Annotated in this window: 19 protein-coding genes; 4 read left to right on the top strand and 15 right to left on the bottom strand. The window is 58.4% G+C overall.

What is annotated here, in order from left to right:
* The 10 genes from F3J39_RS09240 to pmbA form a co-directional block, all read right to left on the bottom strand.
* Nucleotides 1–741: a KDGP aldolase family protein gene (locus tag F3J39_RS09240; protein WP_104085390.1), complete on the bottom strand. Its 741-nt coding sequence runs from the start codon at nt 739–741 to the stop codon at nt 1–3.
* Nucleotides 738–1,859 carry a DgaE family pyridoxal phosphate-dependent ammonia lyase gene (locus F3J39_RS09235; RefSeq protein WP_039380551.1) on the bottom strand — a complete coding sequence of 374 codons (1,122 nt, stop codon included), beginning with the start codon at nt 1,857–1,859 and terminating at the stop codon, nt 738–740. The genes F3J39_RS09240 and F3J39_RS09235 overlap by 4 nt, the downstream gene beginning before the upstream one ends.
* Nucleotides 1,843–2,976, bottom strand: a complete 1,134-nt coding sequence (locus tag F3J39_RS09230) for an amidohydrolase/deacetylase family metallohydrolase (RefSeq protein WP_166714095.1) — start codon at nt 2,974–2,976, stop codon at nt 1,843–1,845. Before F3J39_RS09230 ends, F3J39_RS09235 begins: the two co-directional genes overlap by 17 nt.
* Before the next feature lie 237 nt (nt 2,977–3,213).
* Complete coding sequence (locus F3J39_RS09220) at nt 3,214–3,861, bottom strand: DUF4310 family protein (RefSeq protein WP_039380556.1); 648 nt, start codon at nt 3,859–3,861, stop codon at nt 3,214–3,216.
* Nucleotides 3,862–3,871: 10 nt separating this feature from the next.
* Nucleotides 3,872–4,648, bottom strand: coding sequence for a DUF4311 domain-containing protein (locus F3J39_RS09215; protein WP_071669187.1), 777 nt, complete (start codon nt 4,646–4,648; stop codon nt 3,872–3,874).
* Nucleotides 4,649–4,725: 77 nt separating this feature from the next.
* Nucleotides 4,726–5,025 carry a DUF4312 family protein gene (locus F3J39_RS09210; protein ID WP_071669186.1) on the bottom strand — a complete coding sequence of 100 codons (300 nt, stop codon included), beginning with the start codon at nt 5,023–5,025 and terminating at the stop codon, nt 4,726–4,728.
* Nucleotides 5,026–5,028: 3 nt separating this feature from the next.
* Nucleotides 5,029–5,385 carry an SFCGS family glycine-rich protein gene (locus F3J39_RS09205; protein ID WP_039380562.1) on the bottom strand — a complete coding sequence of 119 codons (357 nt, stop codon included), beginning with the start codon at nt 5,383–5,385 and terminating at the stop codon, nt 5,029–5,031.
* A 17-nt stretch (nt 5,386–5,402) separates the two neighbouring features.
* Nucleotides 5,403–5,732 carry a glycine dehydrogenase gene (locus tag F3J39_RS09200; RefSeq protein ID WP_039380564.1) on the bottom strand — a complete coding sequence of 110 codons (330 nt, stop codon included), beginning with the start codon at nt 5,730–5,732 and terminating at the stop codon, nt 5,403–5,405.
* 254 nt (nt 5,733–5,986) lie between these two features.
* Nucleotides 5,987–6,373, bottom strand: coding sequence for a cytochrome b562 (cybC, locus tag F3J39_RS09195; protein ID WP_071669184.1), 387 nt, complete (start codon nt 6,371–6,373; stop codon nt 5,987–5,989).
* Nucleotides 6,374–6,444: 71 nt separating this feature from the next.
* Nucleotides 6,445–7,785, bottom strand: a complete 1,341-nt coding sequence (gene pmbA / locus F3J39_RS09190; protein ID WP_094111026.1) for a metalloprotease PmbA — start codon at nt 7,783–7,785, stop codon at nt 6,445–6,447.
* Between the two features lie 115 nt (nt 7,786–7,900).
* Here pmbA and yjgA point away from each other — a divergent pair, with 115 nt between their 5' ends.
* Complete coding sequence (gene yjgA, locus F3J39_RS09185; protein ID WP_065648113.1) at nt 7,901–8,443, top strand: ribosome biogenesis factor YjgA; 543 nt, start codon at nt 7,901–7,903, stop codon at nt 8,441–8,443.
* Between the two features lie 55 nt (nt 8,444–8,498).
* On the opposite strand, the gene mpl is transcribed toward yjgA, so the two are convergent.
* Nucleotides 8,499–9,854, bottom strand: a complete 1,356-nt coding sequence (gene mpl, locus F3J39_RS09180; protein WP_039380571.1) for a UDP-N-acetylmuramate:L-alanyl-gamma-D-glutamyl-meso-diaminopimelate ligase — start codon at nt 9,852–9,854, stop codon at nt 8,499–8,501.
* Between the two features lie 168 nt (nt 9,855–10,022).
* Between mpl and fbp the strand changes: the two genes are divergently transcribed.
* The gene (gene fbp / locus F3J39_RS09175; protein ID WP_039380574.1) at nt 10,023–11,030 is read left to right on the top strand and encodes a class 1 fructose-bisphosphatase; all 1,008 of its coding nucleotides are present in this window, start codon (nt 10,023–10,025) and stop codon (nt 11,028–11,030) included.
* 55 nt (nt 11,031–11,085) lie between these two features.
* Here fbp and F3J39_RS09170 read toward each other — a convergent pair whose 3' ends face one another.
* Nucleotides 11,086–12,645, bottom strand: coding sequence for a methyl-accepting chemotaxis protein (locus F3J39_RS09170; RefSeq protein ID WP_039385652.1), 1,560 nt, complete (start codon nt 12,643–12,645; stop codon nt 11,086–11,088).
* Nucleotides 12,646–12,905: 260 nt separating this feature from the next.
* Between F3J39_RS09170 and F3J39_RS09165 the strand changes: the two genes are divergently transcribed.
* Both F3J39_RS09165 and ppa read left to right on the top strand, forming a co-directional pair.
* Entirely contained in the window at nt 12,906–13,355 is a 450-nt protein-coding gene (locus F3J39_RS09165; RefSeq protein WP_039380575.1) for a DUF441 domain-containing protein, read from the top strand.
* A 101-nt stretch (nt 13,356–13,456) separates the two neighbouring features.
* Entirely contained in the window at nt 13,457–13,987 is a 531-nt protein-coding gene (gene ppa, locus F3J39_RS09160) for an inorganic diphosphatase (protein WP_166714094.1), read from the top strand.
* 72 nt (nt 13,988–14,059) lie between these two features.
* On the opposite strand, the gene F3J39_RS09155 is transcribed toward ppa, so the two are convergent.
* Genes F3J39_RS09155 through F3J39_RS09145 form a run of 3 tightly spaced genes read right to left on the bottom strand, consistent with a single transcriptional unit; the run spans nt 14,060 to nt 19,922 of the window.
* The gene (locus F3J39_RS09155) at nt 14,060–14,413 is read right to left on the bottom strand and encodes a gamma-glutamylcyclotransferase (protein ID WP_039380578.1); all 354 of its coding nucleotides are present in this window, start codon (nt 14,411–14,413) and stop codon (nt 14,060–14,062) included.
* Nucleotides 14,414–14,415: 2 nt separating this feature from the next.
* On the bottom strand, nt 14,416–18,186 hold the full coding sequence (locus F3J39_RS09150; protein ID WP_166714093.1) for a translocation/assembly module TamB domain-containing protein: 3,771 nt from the start codon (nt 18,184–18,186) through the stop codon (nt 14,416–14,418).
* A complete protein-coding gene (locus F3J39_RS09145) occupies nt 18,183–19,922 on the bottom strand; it encodes an autotransporter assembly complex family protein (protein WP_039380582.1) in 1,740 nt (579 codons plus the stop codon). Before F3J39_RS09145 ends, F3J39_RS09150 begins: the two co-directional genes overlap by 4 nt.
* Nucleotides 19,923–19,989 lie beyond the last annotated feature (67 nt).

Raw genomic sequence — 19,989 nt, 5'->3', positions numbered from 1 at the left:
TTATTGCAGCAGTGCCTTGCACGTTGCCAGAAGCTGGCGCACATCGTCAATGCGCGTCTCACCGCTTGCGCTGTCGATAATTGAGCTGTAAACGTGCGGGATCACTTTACTGACGCCCGCCTCCAGCGCGATCTGCACGATCTCCGCAAAATTATGCAGATCGATACCGCCGGTGGGCTCCAGCCAGAAATCGCGCCGGGCGCACGCCTCTGCGACCGCGCGATACTCCGCCACCGCGCTCAGACCGCCCATCGGAAAAAATTTTACCGAGCTGCCGCCCATGTCCTGCAGCATGGCGATGGCGCTGTCGATCGGCACAATCGCTTCCGCCGCCTGCGAGCTTAGCGGACCGGTTGAGATCTTCACTTTCCCTGGCGTCCCGCTGGGGGAGACCAGACCATTTACCACCGTCTGCGACTGTCCCAGCAGCGCACGGCTGGTCGCGACTCCGGTAAACACCTGATTGACATGCTGCGGCTGCAGCACCGCTGCCAGTTCGCTCACCATAGCAGACTGACGCGGATCGCCGGCCCCGAGACCGATAGAGAGCGCGTTATCAATCAGCGCGGCGTAATCGCGCATGTCAGCCAGCGCCGCGTCGTGGCTGGCATAATTTTTTGACAGCACGCCAACCAGCACATGCCCTTCTGCTGCCAGCCAGATGTCGCGTGCGTTCTGCTTTGAGCCCGCCAGTACGTTGAGACAGAGACGATCCTGATAAAAATCGGGGGTCAGCTTCATGCGTTGTTCCTTTCTGCCAGCAGCGCGTCAATACGGCTGAAGATAGTCTGCAGCTGCGCGGCAGTAACGCTGCGCACGTCGGCTTCGATAATGCTTTCGTTTGCCTTATAGCCGCGAAAATAGATAGCGATGTCGCCGTTTTTCAGCGCCTGGACGAGATCGCCGGTTGCCCAGCCGGTCAGCGCTTCATCGAAATGGATCTCTGTACGCGCAATATCGCGCCCGGCGCTGTCCCATACCACCCGCGCGGTGACGCCCGGCAGCTGGTTAAGCTGGTCGATAAATGGCGTCATGTGCTGAACCATCTCGCTGCCGCTGGTTTTTGGCTGCGACAGATAGCGCTCAATGGCCTGCGTCAGGCCCAGGATCCCCTCTTTGCCCACTTTCATCGCACGACCGATGCCGTTGCTCTGCCGTTTTACCCATTCGACACAGCGGCTGCGCCCTACCACCAGTCCGCTGGAGGGACCCTCTATCGCCTTGGCACCGCTGTAGATCACCAGGTCAGCACCCATCTGGTAGTAGCAGCGCAGGTCTTCTTCTGCCGCCGCATCCACAATCAGCGGGATGCCATGCTGCTGCGCGACTTCTGCCGCCTGCGCCACGCTGAGGTGGCTTTTTTGCACGCAATGGTGCGATTTTACGTAGAGCAGCGCTGCCGTAGCCGGCGTGATCGCCGCTGCCAGCTGCGCGGCGGAACACTCGTTGCTGTAGCCCGCTTCCACCAGCCGGCCACCGCCCAGCGCGACCATGGTGCCGACCGGCGCGCCGTAGTTCACGTTGTGCCCTTTAGGCACGACGATCTCATGCGGAACCGTGAGCGGCGCCGCGTGCAGGTTATCCAGCAGCCAGGCGTTATCTTTCACAATGACCCCGGCCACACACTGAGCGATACCCGCCGAGGCGCAGGAGACCACGACGGCGCTTTCTGCCTGCAGCAGTCCGGCAATGTAGTCACCGGTATGGTTCACCAGATCTTTCATTTCAAAGTAGTGGTTCAGGCCATAGCTGACGCTTTCCACCACCTCCGGTGCCGGCGTCGAGACGCCCAGAATAGTCATACGGCCTGACGCGTTGATCACCTGTTTCAGGTGATATTTTTCATAAACTGAAGACATGATGACGCTTTCCCTCTTCGGTCAGATGCCACTGGCCTGCCACTGTCACAGCCACCGGCAAAAAATGGTGCTCTCCCGCCACCTGTTCGCCCTCTGCATCGGTAAACGGACGGGTCTCCTGATTCACACTGAAAATAGTCAGATCGGCATCGCTGCCCGGCGTCAGATCGCCTTTGCCGCTGAGGCGCAGCGCCGCTGCTGCCTGGGTTGTCACGCAGGCGATCACCTGCGGCAGCGTCATGCCCAGCGCAAGAAACTTAGACATCACGTGCGCGAGGCTGTGTACCGGCCCGTGCAGGCGGTTGCGACAGTAGATATCGGAGCTGATGGTATCGGGCAGAATGCCGCGGGCGATCGCCTGTCGCGCCACCGCAAAGCTGAAGCTGGCGCTGCCGTGCCCGATATCGAGCGTGACGCCGCGCGCCAGCGCCTGACTGACCGCCGCTTTCAGCTCACCCTGCGCGGAGAGAATGCGGTTAGGTTTGCCGTTAAAGCAGTGGGTAATGATATCGCCGGCGGTCAGCAGCTCAGCGATCTCCTCCAGCACCGGCGGATCGTTACCGATATGTACCATGAGCGGCAGATCGCCGGCAGCGTGCTGGATCGCTTTGGCGCGGATCAGCGGTGCAATGCCGTTTTCCCCGACCACGCTGCTGCTCATGCGCGCTTTCAGACCAACAATGAAACCGGGATGGCGCGTGACCGCCTGCACCACCGCTGCTTCATCAATCTGACGCATGTCCGCCAGTTCGTTCTGGGTGACTATCCCGGTGCGGGCAACGTTGAGCAGCGCCCTGACGTCGGTGGTGGCGTGGCGCGTCAGCTGCCGGAAGTCATCAATCTGGTCGGCGCCGGTGCTGCCGGCATCCACCACGGTGGTGACGCCCTGCGCAACGCCGACAGCGTCCGCTTCATCGTGGTAGACAGGCGATTTTGCATAGCAGTGTACGTGGCTGTCTATCCAGCCTGCGCTGACGTACCAGCGCCCGGCCAGATCGCGCTCCTGCTGCGCGCTGCCCGTGACGTTGCCGACGACGGCGATTTTGCCGTCATGAAGAGCGATATCCACCAGCTGCTCATCGCACAGTCGTGCGCGGCGCAGAATCAGATCAAACATGGTTACTCCTTACTGCGTTTGCGGCCAGAGGCGCATGAATGCGCTCCCTACATCCTTACCCCAGGGTCGCCATTCATGGCGCCCGCCCTGTTACAGCGAAATCGGGAACATCGCGCCCGGCACCATGGCGCCCGGAATTGCACCGCCGGTAATCGGCTTGTTCCACAGGTAAGCTCGTTTGCGGCCAGGGGCGCATAAATGCGCCCCCTACATCCGCCATTCATGGCGCCCGCCCTGTTACAGCGAAATCGGGAACATCGCGCCCAGCACCATGGCACCCAGAATTGCGCCGCCGGTAATCGGCTTGTTCCACAGGTAAAACAGCAGAGCGCCAGCGAGCGAGCCCAGGCCAATGGGAATGGAGGCTGCCATCGCCGACAGGATAATCAGCGGGCCGAGAAAGCGTCCGGAGGCGTTGCCTGCGCCCATCATCACATCGGCGCCATAGGTGGAATCGCTCTGGTTGATGGTAAATTTGCGCGCCAGAATAATGACGTAACCAATCGCCACCCCGATCACCAGACCGGTTACCAGCGAAGCCGCAAAGTTCGCGACCGGAAACACAATGCCTGCGCCCAGCAGCAGCGCCGGCACGCCCAGCCCGACGCCGGTCTGGATCGCACCGCCGATATCCAGAATACCGACCAGCGAGCCTTCAATGATGCGGGCAAACAGAAAGCTGGCGCCAAACGCGGCGACCGCTCCATAGACGCCGGTCTCCATGCCGGCGCGCAGCATCGACACAAACGCCACTTCGTTAAAGGCGCCGATTCCGTAGAGGTAGTACATATGCGTACCGGCAAATACGCCGGATGAGAGCAGACCGACAAAAATCGGGAAGGACCAGTCGGCATACCAGAAGCCGCGATTTTCATGTTCGTTCATGGATGGCTCCTTATTTGCCGCTCAGGCTGTTGTGGATCATGTCAAGCCAGCCAGGGACGCCGAGCTGGAAAGATTGCAGCAGTTTCATATCGAACCCGCGGAAGAAGCCGCTCAGTACAAACAGCAGCACAATCGCCGCCATCATGACTTTCGTCACCCGGTTCCAGCCGCTCTCCTCTACCCCTTTCCCAATCAGGATCCCCAGCACCAGCCCCGGTACGGCATTACCCATAATCAGCTGCGCCAGGCCGCCAAAGATGGTGGCCCAGAAGCCCGATTTTTTGCCGGCGTCGATGGCTGCCAGCCAGAAAATGACCGGCATGACGGTGTTTACCAGCAGGTTAGCCGCCGGCACCAGCACTTTGACTGCCGTCACCTGCAGCGCAGCCGGTACGGCTGAGGCGGTGCTGTTCAGAAAAGCCACGACGATCATGCCGATGATGCCGCACGCTATCGCCATACGCTTCGGGTTATGCAGCGTCTCTGCCACATTGCGATTTTTGACCATCAGCGCCGCAGCACCCCAGTTCGGCAGAATGCGGTGATCCACATCCTGCGTGAAGGAGCCAGCCGCCACAGAGGACGCCCAGGCGTTGAAAAAGAAGCCGAGACCAAAAGAGAAATGGGAAGCGGGGTCGCCTTCACACGAGTTAAGCTCGCCCAGGGTACGAAATGCACCCATGCCCTGTGTGACCGGTGCGTGGAACATGCGCGCTGCGCCGGCTCCCACTCCGACGCCGACCAGCCCGCCGATAATTAACGACTTAAACAAAATGATGAGAAACATAGTGTTGTACCCTTTATTGTCATTGTTGCGCCGGGTAAGCCCTCTCTCCTGGCGGGATAACGACCAGACCAGCGCGTTCAGGGTGTCGCCGTAAATGTCACGCTTTCCATATCGATAACGGTGACGCTGACGCTGATTTCCAGTTCAACGCTGTAGTGATGCCGCTCGCGCGCCAGGAAAAAAAACAGAAATTTTTCCCGCCGGGTACGCACCCTGGCGTGCAGCACCCGCACATCCAGCGGCTCAATGCGCAGCAGCAGCTTCTGGCTGTTGCGCAATACCTGCTGCTGCACGCTGCTGAGCGCATCGGCAAAGGCTTTTGCTTTGGTATCGCCTTTCCCCTGCACGATAACCTGCGTCTCATAGTGCTGTTTCATACGTCAGCTGCCGTGCTTCTTGTTCCAGGCCTGCACCAGCCGTTCGCCCAGCTCCTCTTTGTCCATAAAACCAAAGCCCAGCACGGTTGCCCCTTCGTTGATCGCCGTTACGCCCTCGTCTACCGAGCGCATGCCATGTTTCGCCCGGTAGCCATATTTGTTCTGCGCGGTGATAGCACCCGCGCCGCCGCTGCCGCAGAAAGAGATGCCGAAATCAGCGTTTTCCGCTTTCATCACATCACCCAGCTTCATATCGGCTGCCACGCCCGGCACCACCACCGCGCGTCCACCCGCTTTTTCAATGCCGGCAGCCACTTTCTGGCCTTTACCCAGACGATCGCCAATCACCACTGTCACCATGTTCACTTCCTCTCTGTTTATGCGTCGTTACTTTTCGCCACTTCAATATGCACCGAGAGCAGCCAGGCCTCTTCCACCGGCAGATTGCCGAACAGATCGACGATCTGTTGCGCCAGCTGCAGGCTGTCAGGCGGAATATCATCAAACAGCTCCGCTTCTACCTCCGGCAGCGCCTCGCCGCTTAGCGAGCGGCTGGCCATCGCCTGAACGTGCGAATTCAGCATCTGCTGCTGCACCGGTGTGGGGCTAATCTGGTGCGCGGTATAGAGGATCGCGATTTGACTTAATATGCGATCCGCCAGCGCCTGAACGGCTTCTGCGTTCAGCGGGACAGCATCACTCCTCACCCTTCTACTCCTGTTTACGGCAGATAATTCGCGTTAAAAAACAAACTACGCGTTCCGTCCGGCCGTGTGGAGACGCACTTTTTCCACCCTGAAACGGAAATGTGGCAACGCGCGGTGCGTCAGATCGCAGACAGCACATATCGCGCATGCCAGCGGCTGGCATGCATCAGGCGTGCGGGAAAGTTATATATTTGCAGAGGAGTGTGCAGGGGAGGATCGGTAAAGCGGGCCAGCACGCAGGCTGGCCCCGAGTATCAGCGGAATTTCTTATGGTTGGTATTGCGGATATCTTCCAGTTTTTTCGCTTCGGCTTTTGCCTCATCCAGCTTGCTGGCCTGAGCGAGCTTGTCGACCACGTCAATCTGCGCAATCAGTGCGTCAAGACCGGCGTGATAATCTTTGATCTGTGCGCTATCCGCCGGCTGCCCTTCCAGCTTGTCCGGCGTGGAATTTTTGGCATCCTGCGCGGCCTGGCGCATTTTACCGAGCGCAGTATGCATCTCCTGCGCGTCATCCGTTTTCTTCACTACGCTCAGGTTCTCTTTCAGCGTATCCATATCCTGTTCAAGATCTGCCGCCAGCACGCTGGCAGAAGAGAACAGTAACGACAGAGACAACATTGCAATTAAATGCTTACGCATGACGTGTTCCTTTTAATTATTATCGGGCAAAAAAAAGCAGCCTTGCCGGCTGCTTTCTGGAAGCGATGTCGTTATTGTCCGGCGATTTTCATCTCCGGCAGCAGCACCGATCCGCATTGTATATTGCTGCGGGTTTCAATGTCGTTACCGACCGTAACCATATTGCGCCACATCTCTTTAAGGTTTCCTGCAATTGTGACTTCGCTCACAGGATACTGAATTTCGCCGTTTTCAACCCAGAAGCCCGCCGCGCCGCGCGAGTAGTCGCCGGTCATGGCGCTGACGCTCTGACCCATCAGTTCAGTGACAATCAGGCCGCGTCCCATCTGTTTAACGAGGTCATCAAAGCTGTGGCCCTGACCGGCAATGCGCCAGTTATGTATGCCGCCCGCGTGGCCGGTGCTCTGCAGGCCAAGCTTGCGCGCTGAATAGCTGGTCAGCAGCCAGTTCTGCAGCACACCCTCTTTGATAATATCGCGCGCTTCGGTTCGCACGCCTTCACTGTCAAACGGCGTCGAGGCGAGTCCTTTCAGCAGATGCGGCTGCTCCTGAATCGTCAGCCATGAGGGCAGGATCTGCTGGCCCAGCGAGTCGAGCAGAAACGTCGATTTGCGATAGACGCTGCTGCCGCTGATCATACCAACCAGATGACCAAACAATCCGGTGGCGACCTCAGGTGCAAACAGCACCGGTGCTTTCATGGTTGGCAGCTTGCGCGGGGCAAGGCGAGCCAGCACGCGGCGGGCACACTCGTTACCGACCCACTCTGCGCTCTGCAGATCGTCTATTGAGCGGCCGATAGTATAGGCGTAGTCACGCTCCATATCGCCATCCTGCTCGGCAATGACACAGCTCGACAGCGAGTGGCGGCTGGAGCAGTAGCTCTGCAGCATGCCGTGACTGTTACCAAACACTTTGATGCCAACGTGGCTGTTGAAGCTGCCACCTTCCGTATTGGTAATGCGCTTGTCCGCCTGCAGCGACGCCTGTTCAGCACGCGCGGCCAGCTCGATGGCGCGATCGGCGTCGATCTCCCACGGATGGTAGAGATCAAGATCGGGTGCATCAAACGCCAGCAGTTCACGCTCTGCCGGTGCAGCGTAAGGATCGGGTGAGGTGTAGCGCGCAATGTCGATCGCTGCCTGCACGGTGCTTTTTATGGCATCGGGACTGAGATCGGTCGATGAGGCGCTGCCTTTGCGGTTTTGATGATAGACGGTGATACCAAGCGCACCGTCGCTGTTGAATTCGACGTTTTCCACTTCACCATAGCGCGTGCTGACGCCGATGCCGGTGGTTTTTGTCACCGCAACTTCCGCACCATCGGTGTGAGCTTTAGCGAGTTCCAGCGCCTGGGCGACAGCCTGTTCCAGCGCTTTACGTTGTTCTGCAACCTGAGTAGATACGTTCATCGACCTGCCGTCTAATCTTAAGTGTGAATCTGTTGAGTCTATCAGACTCAGAGAACAATTTCGCAGTCGCCCGATAAACTGGTAGGATTAGCCTCTTTTTTTAAGGAGCCAAGAGATGACCAGGCAGCCCGAAGACTGGCTCGACGATGTACCGGATAATCAGGAAGAAGAAGATGAAGAGATTATCTGGGTCAGCAAAAGTGAAATTAAACGTGACGCCGAAGAGCTAAAACGCCTCGGTGCCGAGCTGGTTGATCTGGGGAAAAACTCCCTGGATAAGATCCCGCTCGATGAGGATCTGCGCAACGCGATTGAGCTGGCGCAGCGTATTAAGAAAGAGGGTCGCCGTCGCCAGCTGCAGCTGATTGGTAAAATGCTGCGCCAGCGCGATGAAGATCCGATCCGTCAGGCGCTGGACAAGCTGAAAAACCGTCACAACCAGCAGGTGGCGCTGTTCCACAAGCTGGAGCATCTGCGCGATCGCCTGATCGATCAGGGTGACGACGCGATGACCGAGGTGATCACGCTCTATCCGCAGGCCGATCGGCAGCAGCTGCGCAGCATGATCCGCAACGCGCAGAAAGAGAAGGCGGCGAATAAAACGCCAAAAGCAGCCCGGCAGATCTTCCAGTATCTGCGCGAGCTGGCTGAAGCGTAAGAGGCGGCCTGCCGGCCGCACGCTCTCCGGAGGCGTCCTGCAGGACGCCACGGCCTTAGCGTCCCAGTCGCTCCAGCAGTTTTTGATGGATCCCGCCAAACCCGCCGTTGCTCATCACCAGAATTGAGTCGCCTGGCTGCGCCTCTTTCGCAATCATTTCCGTCAGCGTATCGACGTCCGCACTCCACTGCGCAGGCGGAATACAGGCGTCTGCCACGTCGGAGACCTGCCACGGAATATGGTGCGGCTGGAGCAGGAAAACCTTGTCTGCCCGACCCAGCGACGGCGCCAGATCGTTTTTACTGACCCCCATTTTCATGGTGTTGGAGCGGGGCTCCAGTACCGCGAGGATGCGCGCCCTGCCACCTACTTTGCTGCGCAGCGCCGCCAGCGTGGCATGTATCGCCGTCGGGTGGTGGGCAAAATCGTCATAGACCTTGATACCGTTGACCTCACCGCGCAGCTCCAGCCGGCGGCGCGCGTTGATAAAGCTGCTGAGCGCCTCGCCCGCATCTGCCGGTTTCACACCCACGTGGCGCGCGGCGGCAATCGCCATCAGGCCGTTATGCATATTGTGTTCGCCGACCAGCCCCCAGTTCACCTCGGCCACTTTTTCCCCCTCCAGCCAGACTTCCCAGCGGGCGGCGTCTGGCGTCAGCTTTTTCGCCTGCCAGTGGCCATGTTCGCCTGTGGTCTCCTGCTCGCTCCAGCAGCCCATCGCCATCACCTGCTTCAGGTTGTGATCGTGTTCCGGCAGCAGGATTTTGCCCTGGCCGGGTATGATGCGGATCAGATGATGGAACTGCTTCTGGATAGCGCGCAGGTCGTCGAAGATATCTGCATGGTCAAACTCAAGGTTATTGAGGATTAGCGTACGCGGGCAGTAGTGCACAAACTTGGAGCGCTTGTCGAAGAAGGCGCTGTCATACTCATCCGCTTCAATGACAAAGAATGGGCTTTTTCCTAATTTTGCCGAGACGTCGAAGTTGCCCGGCACGCCACCGATGATAAAGCCTGGTTCGAGGCCGCACGCCTCGAGGATCCACGCTGCCATGCCGGCAGTAGTGGTTTTACCGTGCGTTCCGGCTACGGCCAGCACCCAGCGATCGCGCAGCACAAAATCGTGCAGCCACTGCGGCCCGGAGAGGTAGGGAATGTTGCGCTCCAGCACGGCTTCAACACAGGGATTACCGCGCGTCATGGCGTTACCGATAATCACCAGGTCTGGCGCCGGATCGAGCTGCGACGCCTCGTAACCCTCAGTTAATTCAATGCCTTGCTGCTCAAGCAGCGTACTCATCGGCGGGTAAACATTTGCGTCCGAGCCGGTTACCTGATGTCCCAGCGAACGCGCCAGCATAGCCAGGCCGCCCATAAAAGTGCCACAAATGCCGAGGATGTGAATGCGCATAAATAGATCCATTAACTGAAAGTTCGGCGCACAGTGTAACCCCGAGTCTGAAGGGAAGAAACGGATTAGGACTATGGTTTTTAAAGTTCAATCGGCTAAACTGCGTACGCATACGTTGGCAGTTTGTTACAGCTGCTGCCACTCCATCGTAGATTCAGGGAATGTGTTATGAAAACGTTAGGCGAATTCATCGTCGAGAAGCAACACGACTTTCCTCACGCCACAGGTGAACTGACGGCGCTGATTTCCTCCATTAAGCTGGGCGCTAAAATCATTCACCGCGATATTAATAAAGCGGGTCTGGTGGATATTCTGGGTGCCAGCGGCGTGGAAAACGTGCAGGGCGAACAGCAGATGAAGCTGGACCTCTTCGCGAATGAAAAACTGAAAGCTGCCCTGAAAGCGCGTGGTGTGGTTGCCGGCATCGCCTCTGAAGAAGAGGATGAGTTTGTTATCTTTGAAGGCTCGGAAGATGGCAAATATGTGGTGCTGATGGATCCGCTGGATGGCTCATCCAACATTGACGTAAACGTTTCTGTCGGAACCATTTTCTCTATCTATCACCGCATCAGTGAACCCGGTACGCCGATCACAGAAGCGGACTTTATGCAGCCGGGGAATCAGCAGGTGGCCGCAGGTTATGTGGTGTATGGCTCCTCAACCATGATGGTCTATACCACCGGCGTCGGCGTGCACGCCTTTACCTATGATCCGTCGCTCGGCGTTTTCTGCCTGAGCCACGAGCGCATGACCTATCCGGCAAAGGGCTACACCTATTCCATTAACGAAGGTAACTACATTCGCTTCCCGCAGGGCGTGAAGAAATACCTGAAGTTTTGCCAGGAAGAGGATATCGACACGCATCGTCCTTATACCTCGCGCTATATCGGTTCGCTGGTGGCAGACTTCCACCGTAACCTGCTGAAAGGCGGCATCTACCTCTACCCAAGCACCGCCAGCCATCCCAACGGCAAGCTGCGCCTGCTGTATGAGTGCAACCCGATGGCGTTTCTCGCCGAGCAGGCGGGCGGTAAAGCCAGCGACGGTAAAAACCGTATTCTTGACCTGCAGCCTGAAACGCTGCACCAGCGCTGCCCGTTCTTCTGTGGTAACGAAGCGATGGTCGATGATGTTGAGCGCTTTATCCGCGAATATCCGGATAACCACGGCGCCTGAGCCGTGCCGGACAGTAAAAAAACCCGCCGCTGAGCGGGTTTTTTATGGTTTGCGCTTACGCCGCGGCGATGCGGAACTGCGCCATTGAGGCCTGCAGCTGCTGCGACTGCGCTTCCAGCAGCCGGGTGGCGGCTCCCGCCTGCTCCACCAGCGCCGCGTTCTGCTGCGCCGCTTCATCCATCTGCGTCACCGCCATATTGACCTGCTCAATACCGCGACTCTGCTCGTCAGATGCACCGGAGATCTCTTTCATCAGCGTCGTTACGCGCATCACTTCACCGGCGATCTCATCCATGGTCGCCCCCGCGCGCGTCGCCATTTCACTGCCCTCTTTAACCCGCGTCTGCGACTCGCTGATCAATGTCCGGATCTCTTTCGCCGCGCTGGCGCTGCGTCCTGCCAGCGTGCGTACTTCATTCGCCACTACGGCAAAGCCCCGGCCCTGCTCGCCAGCGCGCGCCGCTTCTACCGAGGCGTTAAGCGCCAGAATATTAGTCTGAAAGGCAATACCGTCAATCACGCTAAGGATATCCGCGATGCGGTTGGAACTCTGCGTGATCTCCTGCATCTTCTCCATGACGTAGCAGACCACTTCGGCACCGCGGCCGGCGGTGTCAGAGACGCTGCTGGCGAGCTGATTTGCCTGCTGCGCATTAACGGCGTTGAGCCGCACGGTGGCGGTGAGCTGTTCCATGCTGGCAGCAGTCTGCTCCAGTGATGCGGCAGACTCCTCGGTACGCTGTGAGAGATGCACCGTACCGGCCGCCAGCTCGCGGCTGCCGGTATCGATCTGCAGGCTGGCTTCGCGCACCTGACTCACAGAGTGGCGCAGCGCGCGCTGCATAACGGCCAGCGCCTGATTCAGACGGCCAATCTCATTGTGACCGGCAGCTGGCAGCGGCTGCGACAGATCGCCTGCCGCCACCTGCTCAAGATGCCGGACGGCGCTCTCCAGCGGACGCAGCAGCGCCTGACGCAGCAGCAGCCAGGCCAGGCCGGTCAGCAGCAGGGTGAGCGCCACCGCAATGCCGATCAGGATTTTCATCTGCCACTCATTGTGCGCCGCCTGCGCCAGCCGTGCGGCAGAGACCTCATCGGCGTAAAGGCTGAATGCGTTAACCGCACCGGCATAGCGGGCCGCAAGCTGCGATACATTGCCCTCCAGTACCTGGTAATATTCATCGGTATACTGCTTTTCCAGCGCGGCCATCATCGGCGCAACTGCACCCTGCTGATACGCTTTATAGGCGGCGGCGATCGCCTCCGCCAGCGTTTTGCCGTGAGCCGTTACGGTGCCGGCGTCGATAAACGCCTGCAGATGCCGCTGCGAGCTGGCGACGTCCGCGGCGGCCTGCTTCGTGACGGCGGTCCCCTCATCCAGCAGACCAATCTCAATTTTGCGCACCGCCAGCGCGGCGCTGGCGCGTGCGCGCATCAGGTCGGCGTTGCTCTGATAAAGGCTATTCAGTTCAATTCCCTGAATACGATTGATGGCGTTAAGCGACTGATTACCGGCATTGATGGCGTAAATGCCCATGCCGCTGACGGCCAGCAGCAGCAGCGTCATGCAGATAAGCAGCGAAAGTAAGGCAGTGCGAAGCGAGAGCTGAGCAATCATGATAATTCCCGTATGCGGTAAAAAAGGGAGAATCCAGTGACCCTAAACGAAGAAATTATCGGCTGTGACGTGCGGAAACTTTACCGGTGCCTGACGATCGGGCGAATGATGATCGCTCATGCTGTGAATTTTCTTTACTGCAGCAGAGATAATTATGCATAAGCCGGTTGCGCCATTTTTTCTGATGGTTGATAAAGGACAGCAGACAAACCGTTGCACGGCTCATTGTCAGCCTGCTGATTATTTATGGAGAAATCATGGCCCCCTACGCCTCAACGCTGATCCTTATCTGTCTCGCCATACTGAGTTATTTTGTTCATAACAGCGCTGTGACGATTTCGATTCTGATCCTGCTGGCCATCAAGCTCACGCCGCTGGCGCAGTTTTTCCCTTACGTGGAGAAACAGGGTATTCAGATGGGAATTATTATTCTGACCGTCGCCGTCATGGCACCGCTGGCGAGCGGCACCCTGCCGGTGAGCGCCCTGCTGAAATCATTTGCCAGCTGGCAGTCCATCGTGGCAATTCTGGTTGGCGTATTTGTTGCGTGGCTCGGCGGGCGCGGCGTCAGCTTTATGAGCATTCAGCCATCGGTGGTTGCCGGGCTGCTGATTGGTACCGTGATTGGCGTGGCGTTCTTTCGCGGCGTGCCGGTAGGGCCGCTGATTGCGGCGGGCATTGTCTCGCTATTTGTGACGGCGAAGTAGCGGGCTTGGAGCATTCCGAAACGCCAAAAAGGGGGCATACTTTCAGAGTCAGTTGGCTATAATAGCCGTCACTCAACATACGACTAATGAAGGAAAGCCAGATGAGTCTGAACCAGGTGCCTGCAGGTAAAGATCTGCCAGAAGATATCTATGTAATTATTGAGATCCCGGCGAATGCCGATCCGATCAAATATGAAGTGGATAAAGAGTCTGGCGCCCTGTTTGTAGACCGCTTTATGTCTACCGCCATGTTCTATCCGTGCAACTACGGCTACATCAACAACACGCTGTCACTGGATGGTGACCCGGTTGACGTGCTGGTGCCAACCCCTTATCCGCTGGTGCCGGGTTCAGTGATCCGCTGCCGTCCGGTTGGCGTTCTGAAGATGACCGATGAGTCTGGCGAAGATGCCAAACTGGTGGCGGTGCCGCATACCAAACTGAGCAAAGAGTACGATCACATCAAAGATGTGAACGACCTGCCAGAGCTGCTGAAAGCGCAGATCACCCACTTCTTTGAGCACTACAAAGATCTGGAAAAAGGCAAGTGGGTGAAGGTTGACGGCTGGGATAACGCAGAAGCGGCCAAAGCTGAAATCACCACCTCTTTCGAGCGCGCGCAGCAGAAATAATCTTTGCCGGGCAGACCGGCTGAGATGCGCGTTACCGATAAAAAAACACCGCCTTTACGGCGGTGTTTTTATTTATGCATCTGCAGCGTCATCGCGTTGCAGCCAGTCGCCGCTGGCAATGTGCGGTCGCCCCGCGACTGAGCGCTGGTAGACGTACAGCCAGGCGCTGCCGTAAGGCGTCTGAATAAGCTGACGCTTATACTCGCCGTTCTTGCAGCGCAGGGCATCCAGCTCACCGAGCGTGCTGGCATCAATGCGGTATACCTCACCCAGGACGGTTCCTTCGCCCTCCACCACACCCGGGTAAAGCCCCAGATTATAGAGGTCAAACCCCTTAATCTGGTGCTCGCCGAGCCACTGCGCATTGGTCATCCAGTGACTATTTCCCTGCTTGCGCCGTAAACTGCCGTAGACAATTATTCGCATTGCTAGAACTCAAACTGATAGAGCAAATCCAGCGCCTGATCGAGACCAGACACAGCTTCCAAATAGAGTTTTGGCATCAGGCGATAACGCAGAGTCAGCGTCGCCAGTGAGTCAAAGATACCTACGCCATATTTCACCTGCAGCCCCGGCAGCACATAGCCGCTGACCTGAACCTGCTGGCTGTCACCTACGCCTGTGGTATCAAGCGCAAGATTACTGACGCCAAACGTCTCACCGATTTTACCCACAACCTGCCCACTTTGTGCAACCCCCAGCCCCACCAGCGCGGAGGTTAATGCATTACTGTCACCGTCGCTGTTCAGTCCCTGACCGCGTAACAGGTAAGAGAGCGCTTCCTGCTGCGACATGGCCGGATCGGAGAATACTTCCACTTTCGGCTCATCCGCCAGACCGGTCACGCGCAGACCCGCCGTGACATCATCTTCAGTGGCATCCGGGTTGCGGATCGCTTCCAGATTAACATACGGCTGATCCGGCGGGCCGGCAAACTGCAGCTCACCTTTGCGGACGATCAGATCCTGCCCATAGGCGTGGAAACGGCCTGACGGAATATTGATCTGCCCGTTAAGGCCGAGTCCGGTTTTATCCTGTACCAGCTTCAGGTCGCCGCTGAGGCGCGCTTTCAGGCCAAACGCGGAGAGGCGCACATCATTGCCGACGTGGATCACCAGATTACTGTTAATCGGGATGGCAGCCGTTTTTGGCGCTATAGGTTTGAGGTTCTCATCCAGCATCACTTCATCCGATGAGACGCCGGTAGCGCTCGCCGGCACCTCCTGTACGGTGATACGCGCCCACGGCACATCCACTTTACCGTCCAGGCTGAACGCGGCAGGCGTCGCCTCAAAAACCAGATCCGGCGAGACATCCATGCGCACCATCGGCGGCACGGTAACGCGAATGCGGCTGCCCTGCGCCGTGACACGCGCACGCCAGTTATCGAGCTGGCTCCAGTCAGCATTTCCGCCCAGATTCAGGCTGCCCTGCTGCGTCTGAATCAGACCATTCAGCGTAGAGCTCATGCCGTTGAATACCATGTACAGGTTAGCCGACGTCAGCGTCACCGGCATAAAGCTTGCCTGGGCGTTGACATCGCTCAGGCCGAGCTGGCCAAACACCTGCGGACGCTGCAGCGTCCCGCCCAGCCGCAGATTGCTGTTGAGCCTGCCCTGCACCTTCTCGCCCTGCGACAGCGCCGGATTCAGCATCGCCAGGGAGATGTTGCTGATGCCGATGTTGCCGGAGAGCTGCCGCCGGTTCTGCGGATCGTTGATCTGCACGTTGCCGTTAAGCTGGCCATTGTTAGCAATACGGATCAGCCAGTCGAGCTGCGCGCGTCCGTCACGCAGTGCCGCGTTGAGGTTCAGCGTATCGAACGCTATCGGCAGCGCATTGCCCTGCACATCCTGCACCACTTTTACGCCACTGCCTTTCAGCGCCACGGTGCCGGTTGGCAGCACGCCGTCCGCGCTCCAGTTAACGCGCACATCCCCGCTGAACAGACCGCTAAGCCGGGTGGCATCGGTCAGAAACGGCTTCACCATCGCCAGATCAAAGCGATTCAGCACAACGTGCGCCCGGCCGCTCGCGCCCGCCTCAATCGGTTCCGGTACGCAGAGCTGTGCATTGGGGTTCTGCCAGCAGTGCGGGCCAATGGTTGCGCTCTGCTTGCTGTTGAGATAGTCAATCGCCATGGCGCGCGTCAGGCGCCACTCACCGACCGGCGTATCAAAGCGGGTATTATTCAGCGACCCCTGCCAGCGGCCAGCCTGGCGATCAAAGCTGCCGTTCAGCGCCAGCTGACCTGAAACCGGCTCACCCTGAACATTGAGTTTCAGCTGATGCTGCTTCTCGCTGCCGTCGGCGTTCAGCGTCAGCAGGTTGATTTTCAGCGCCTCCTGCTGCAGCTGTTCCACGCGCAGCTGCAGCTTGCCGGCCACCTGCTCACCCGACTTAATGTCGCTCTGCAGCGTGGCGCGGCGGATCAGCAGCTGCTGCCAGCGCAGGCCGGTAGCGGTAAGATCGGCCAGCAGCTGCGGCGCCTGCAGCGTGCCGCGCGCGTTGATAGCCCCTTTGACGACGCCGCCAAGGCCCGGCAGCGCGTTGTCGAGACGCGGTGCATCCACAATCGCATCCAGATTCAGCGTATCGCCCAGTTCGCCTTTTACATCCAGATAGTTACGTCCCAGCGCCACATTCAGGCCCGGGATTTTCCACTGGTTGTAGCTGTTACCGCTCAGGGAACCTTGCGCGCGTACGGCATTCTGCTTCACGTTACCGTTAAGCTCCAGCTGCGGTACGCGCAGCTGCCAGCTGCCGCCGTAAAGGCTGCCGCGCGTGGTGATTTTGCCATCCAGCTTCGCAGGCCAGTCAGGATACTGCTTCGCCGTATTGATACCGGCCAGTGTCAGCTCGCTGCGCCAGCTAATCGCTTTGCGCCAGTCCACCAGCGCCGAGAGATCGATGTTGCCCTGCAGCGCGGCGACGCGCAGTTTATCCAGCGTAAACTGCTGCTCGTTGCCGTTGCCATCGAGCGTAATCGTTGCCGGTGGGATCGCCTCGCCTTTTACCGCCGTACGCAGCGACATCACATAGTCGGTGGCTTTGCCTTTGAACTGATAGTCGAAATTATCTGCCTGGTACTGCACCGGTCCGGTCAGCGGCCAGCGCAGCTGCGGGCTGGTCAGCGTCAGCGACAGCGGCAGTTCAGCGACGGCAGGCTGTGCCGTCGCCGCAAGCTGCGCGCGCACCGGTCCGGAGAGGTTCAGCCCCAGCTGCAGCTCGTCGCGCATTTCACCGCCCAGCGTCAGCTTCACTTTTTCGCCTTTTACCGGATCGATATTCAGCGCGCCGTTCAGCGTGAAGTTAACCGGCCAGTTGCCCGCCAGCTGCGCGTCACCGCGGGCGCTCACCTGGCCCTGGGGTGAATCGATATCAAACGTCTCCAGCTGCAGATGCGTATCTGCCGTTTTGGCTTTTACCAGCAGGCGCGAGAGAGTGAGATCCGTATCCCCGGTAATGCGCAGCTGCTCGCCGAGCAGCGACTGGACGGTGATATCCAGCGGCAGACGGAAGTCAGGCAGCTCCGGCAGCAGCGGTTTGGCAAACAGCGCCTGCAGCGTTTCGCCCAGCGGTTTTTCGTCCGGCTGCGGCTGCTGAACTTTCGGCTGAACAATCTCTTCATTCGCCACCTGAGCCGCTTTTGGCAGCGCAATCAGCAGGCTCTGGATACGGGTAGGATAGAGCGTTAGCGCCCGATCCTGCCACTGCAGACCGGTGCTGAAATCGAGCAGTGAAATCGCCGTATCATCAACTTTAACGTTGATATTGTGCAGCGCGACATTCCGCAGCGCGATCGGGTAAGGCGTGCTGAGATTAGTACTGCCCGACTCCTCCGGTGGCGGCGGCTCGCTGGCCGGCGTCATTTTTTTGCTGTCGACCACCACACTGACATCCTGCAGCGCGAGCGCGTTAACGCAGACCGACGAGTGCAGCAGACAGTTGAGATCCAGTGCGAGATGAAAGCGCCCGGCATCCACGCTGACGCCCGGCATCTCATATTTCACATTATTCAGCGTCAGATTGCGCCAGCCGCCCTCAACCTTGCCAATTGAGAGGCCGGGTACCCAGCGATCAGCCCCTTTCAGCAGCAGATGCAGACCCGGCGTCGTGCCAACCAGCAGCGCCACGCTGCCCAGCAGAACGACCAGAAAAATAATCAGGCCAATCAGGACCTTTTTCCACAGCTTCATAGTTCCGGCCCCAGTCCGACATAAAATTGCAATCCATGCTCCTTGTCATCGCCAACGGGCCGGGCGATATCAAACTTAATGGGCCCGACCGGCGAAGACCAGCGCACGCCTACGCCTGCACCCGTCTTGAAGTTGCTCTGCTTAATATCATTAACCGCTTCCCCGGAGTCGATAAATACTGCGCCCCACCACTTGCCGGAGACGTTGTACTGATACTCCAGCGATCCGGTTGCCAGTTTCGAGGCACCGGTCAGCTTGCCCTCTTCGTCGCGCGGCGAGATATTTTTATATTTATAGCCGCGGATGCTGCGATCCCCGCCGGCAAAGAAACGCAGGTCGGGCGGCACTTTTTCAAAATTATTGGTTTCAATCCAGCCCAGGTTACCGCGTGCCACAAAGCGATGTTTATCCGCCAGCGTACGGATCCAGACGTTCTGCGCCTGCAGGATCAGGAAGTCGACATCGGAACCCCAGGTGGTATCAGAAACGTCGACCGAATAGCGCTGTGAATCGCCCCACGTGGGCATCAGCCCGCCGCGCGACCGCGTGCGGTTCAGGCTCAGGCCCGGATAGAGCAGCATGGTGGTATTGGTTACGTTACCCTGGGTAAAGTGATCGAGACTCCAGCGCAGGTTAACCGCTTTCTGCCAGCCGGAGCTGCTGTCCCAGTTACGCGACATCGCCAGCGTTGTGGTATCCGATTTCGTATCGTTGAGATCGGTACGCTTCAGGCCGCCGGAAAAGGTGTAGTACTGCTCCAGCGGGCTTTTCAGCAGCGGCACTTTGTAGCTGAGATCGAGCTGCTGCTCCGGCGCGGAGACATAGGCGCTGGCCGCAAGACTGTGGCCACGATCGTTAACCCAGGGTTTTCGCCAGGTGCCTTTCAGGCGCGGGCCGACGTCAGTGGAGTAGCCTACGCCGGTTTCGATGGTATTTTCCACGCGCGGCGAAAGTGCAGCGCTGAGCGGCAGCACTTTGGTTTTACGCCCTTTATCAAACTCCGGGGCCACCACGACAGAGTTAAACCAGCCGGTGGCGGAAAGGCGGCGATTCAGCTCAGCCAGCTCGCGTGAACTGTAGGGATCGCCTTTCTTAAACGGCACCAGATTATGGAGGTAAGCTTCATCTATCTGCGAGCCTTCAAAGCTGACGTCGCCAAAGCGGTAGCGCGGGCCGCTGTCGTAATCGATATCCCAGAAAGCCAGCCGCCGCTCTGCGGAGACGCCGAGCTGGCTCTTTTTGAAATCACCATCAAAATAGCCGTTACGCAGCGCCAGGTTAGAGAAACCGCTTTTGAATTTATCGTAGGTGCCGTGGTTCAGCTGCGAGCCCACTTTTGGTCTGCCCTGCTTTACCCACGCCCGGTAGTCCGGATCCTCTTTCGCTTCACCCTCGATCACAATGGTGCTGCCGCCGATTTTTACCGGTTCGCCGGCTGTCACATGGGCAATCAGAACCGGACGACCACCCTGTGGCGGGGGTGGACGCGATTCAAAGTCAATCTGCGGTTCATAGTAGCCGAGCGCGCGCAGTCCCTCTTTAATGGCATTTGAGACGCGCGCCTGAAAGCGCCCGTCACTGGAGACTTCATCGCTGCCAATAGTGGACAGGCGCGCCCTGACATTTTTTTCTAAATCCCCGGTAAGACCTTCTACCTGCAGTCGCACTTTCGCTGCCTCAACGGCAGGCGCAGCAAGCAGCAGGCTGGCCAAACAATAAGCATGAAATCGCGGCACGCGTACTCCTGTTATCAATGCCTGCCCCCCTTCCGCAGGGGCGTTAATCAGTCAGGCAGGGTTTCAC

The sequence above is a fragment of the Pantoea sp. Acro-807 genome, from assembly GCF_011752675.1.
Taxonomy (GTDB): domain Bacteria; phylum Pseudomonadota; class Gammaproteobacteria; order Enterobacterales; family Enterobacteriaceae; genus Pantoea; species Pantoea eucrina.
This window is presented reverse-complemented; position numbering and strand designations above follow the sequence as displayed.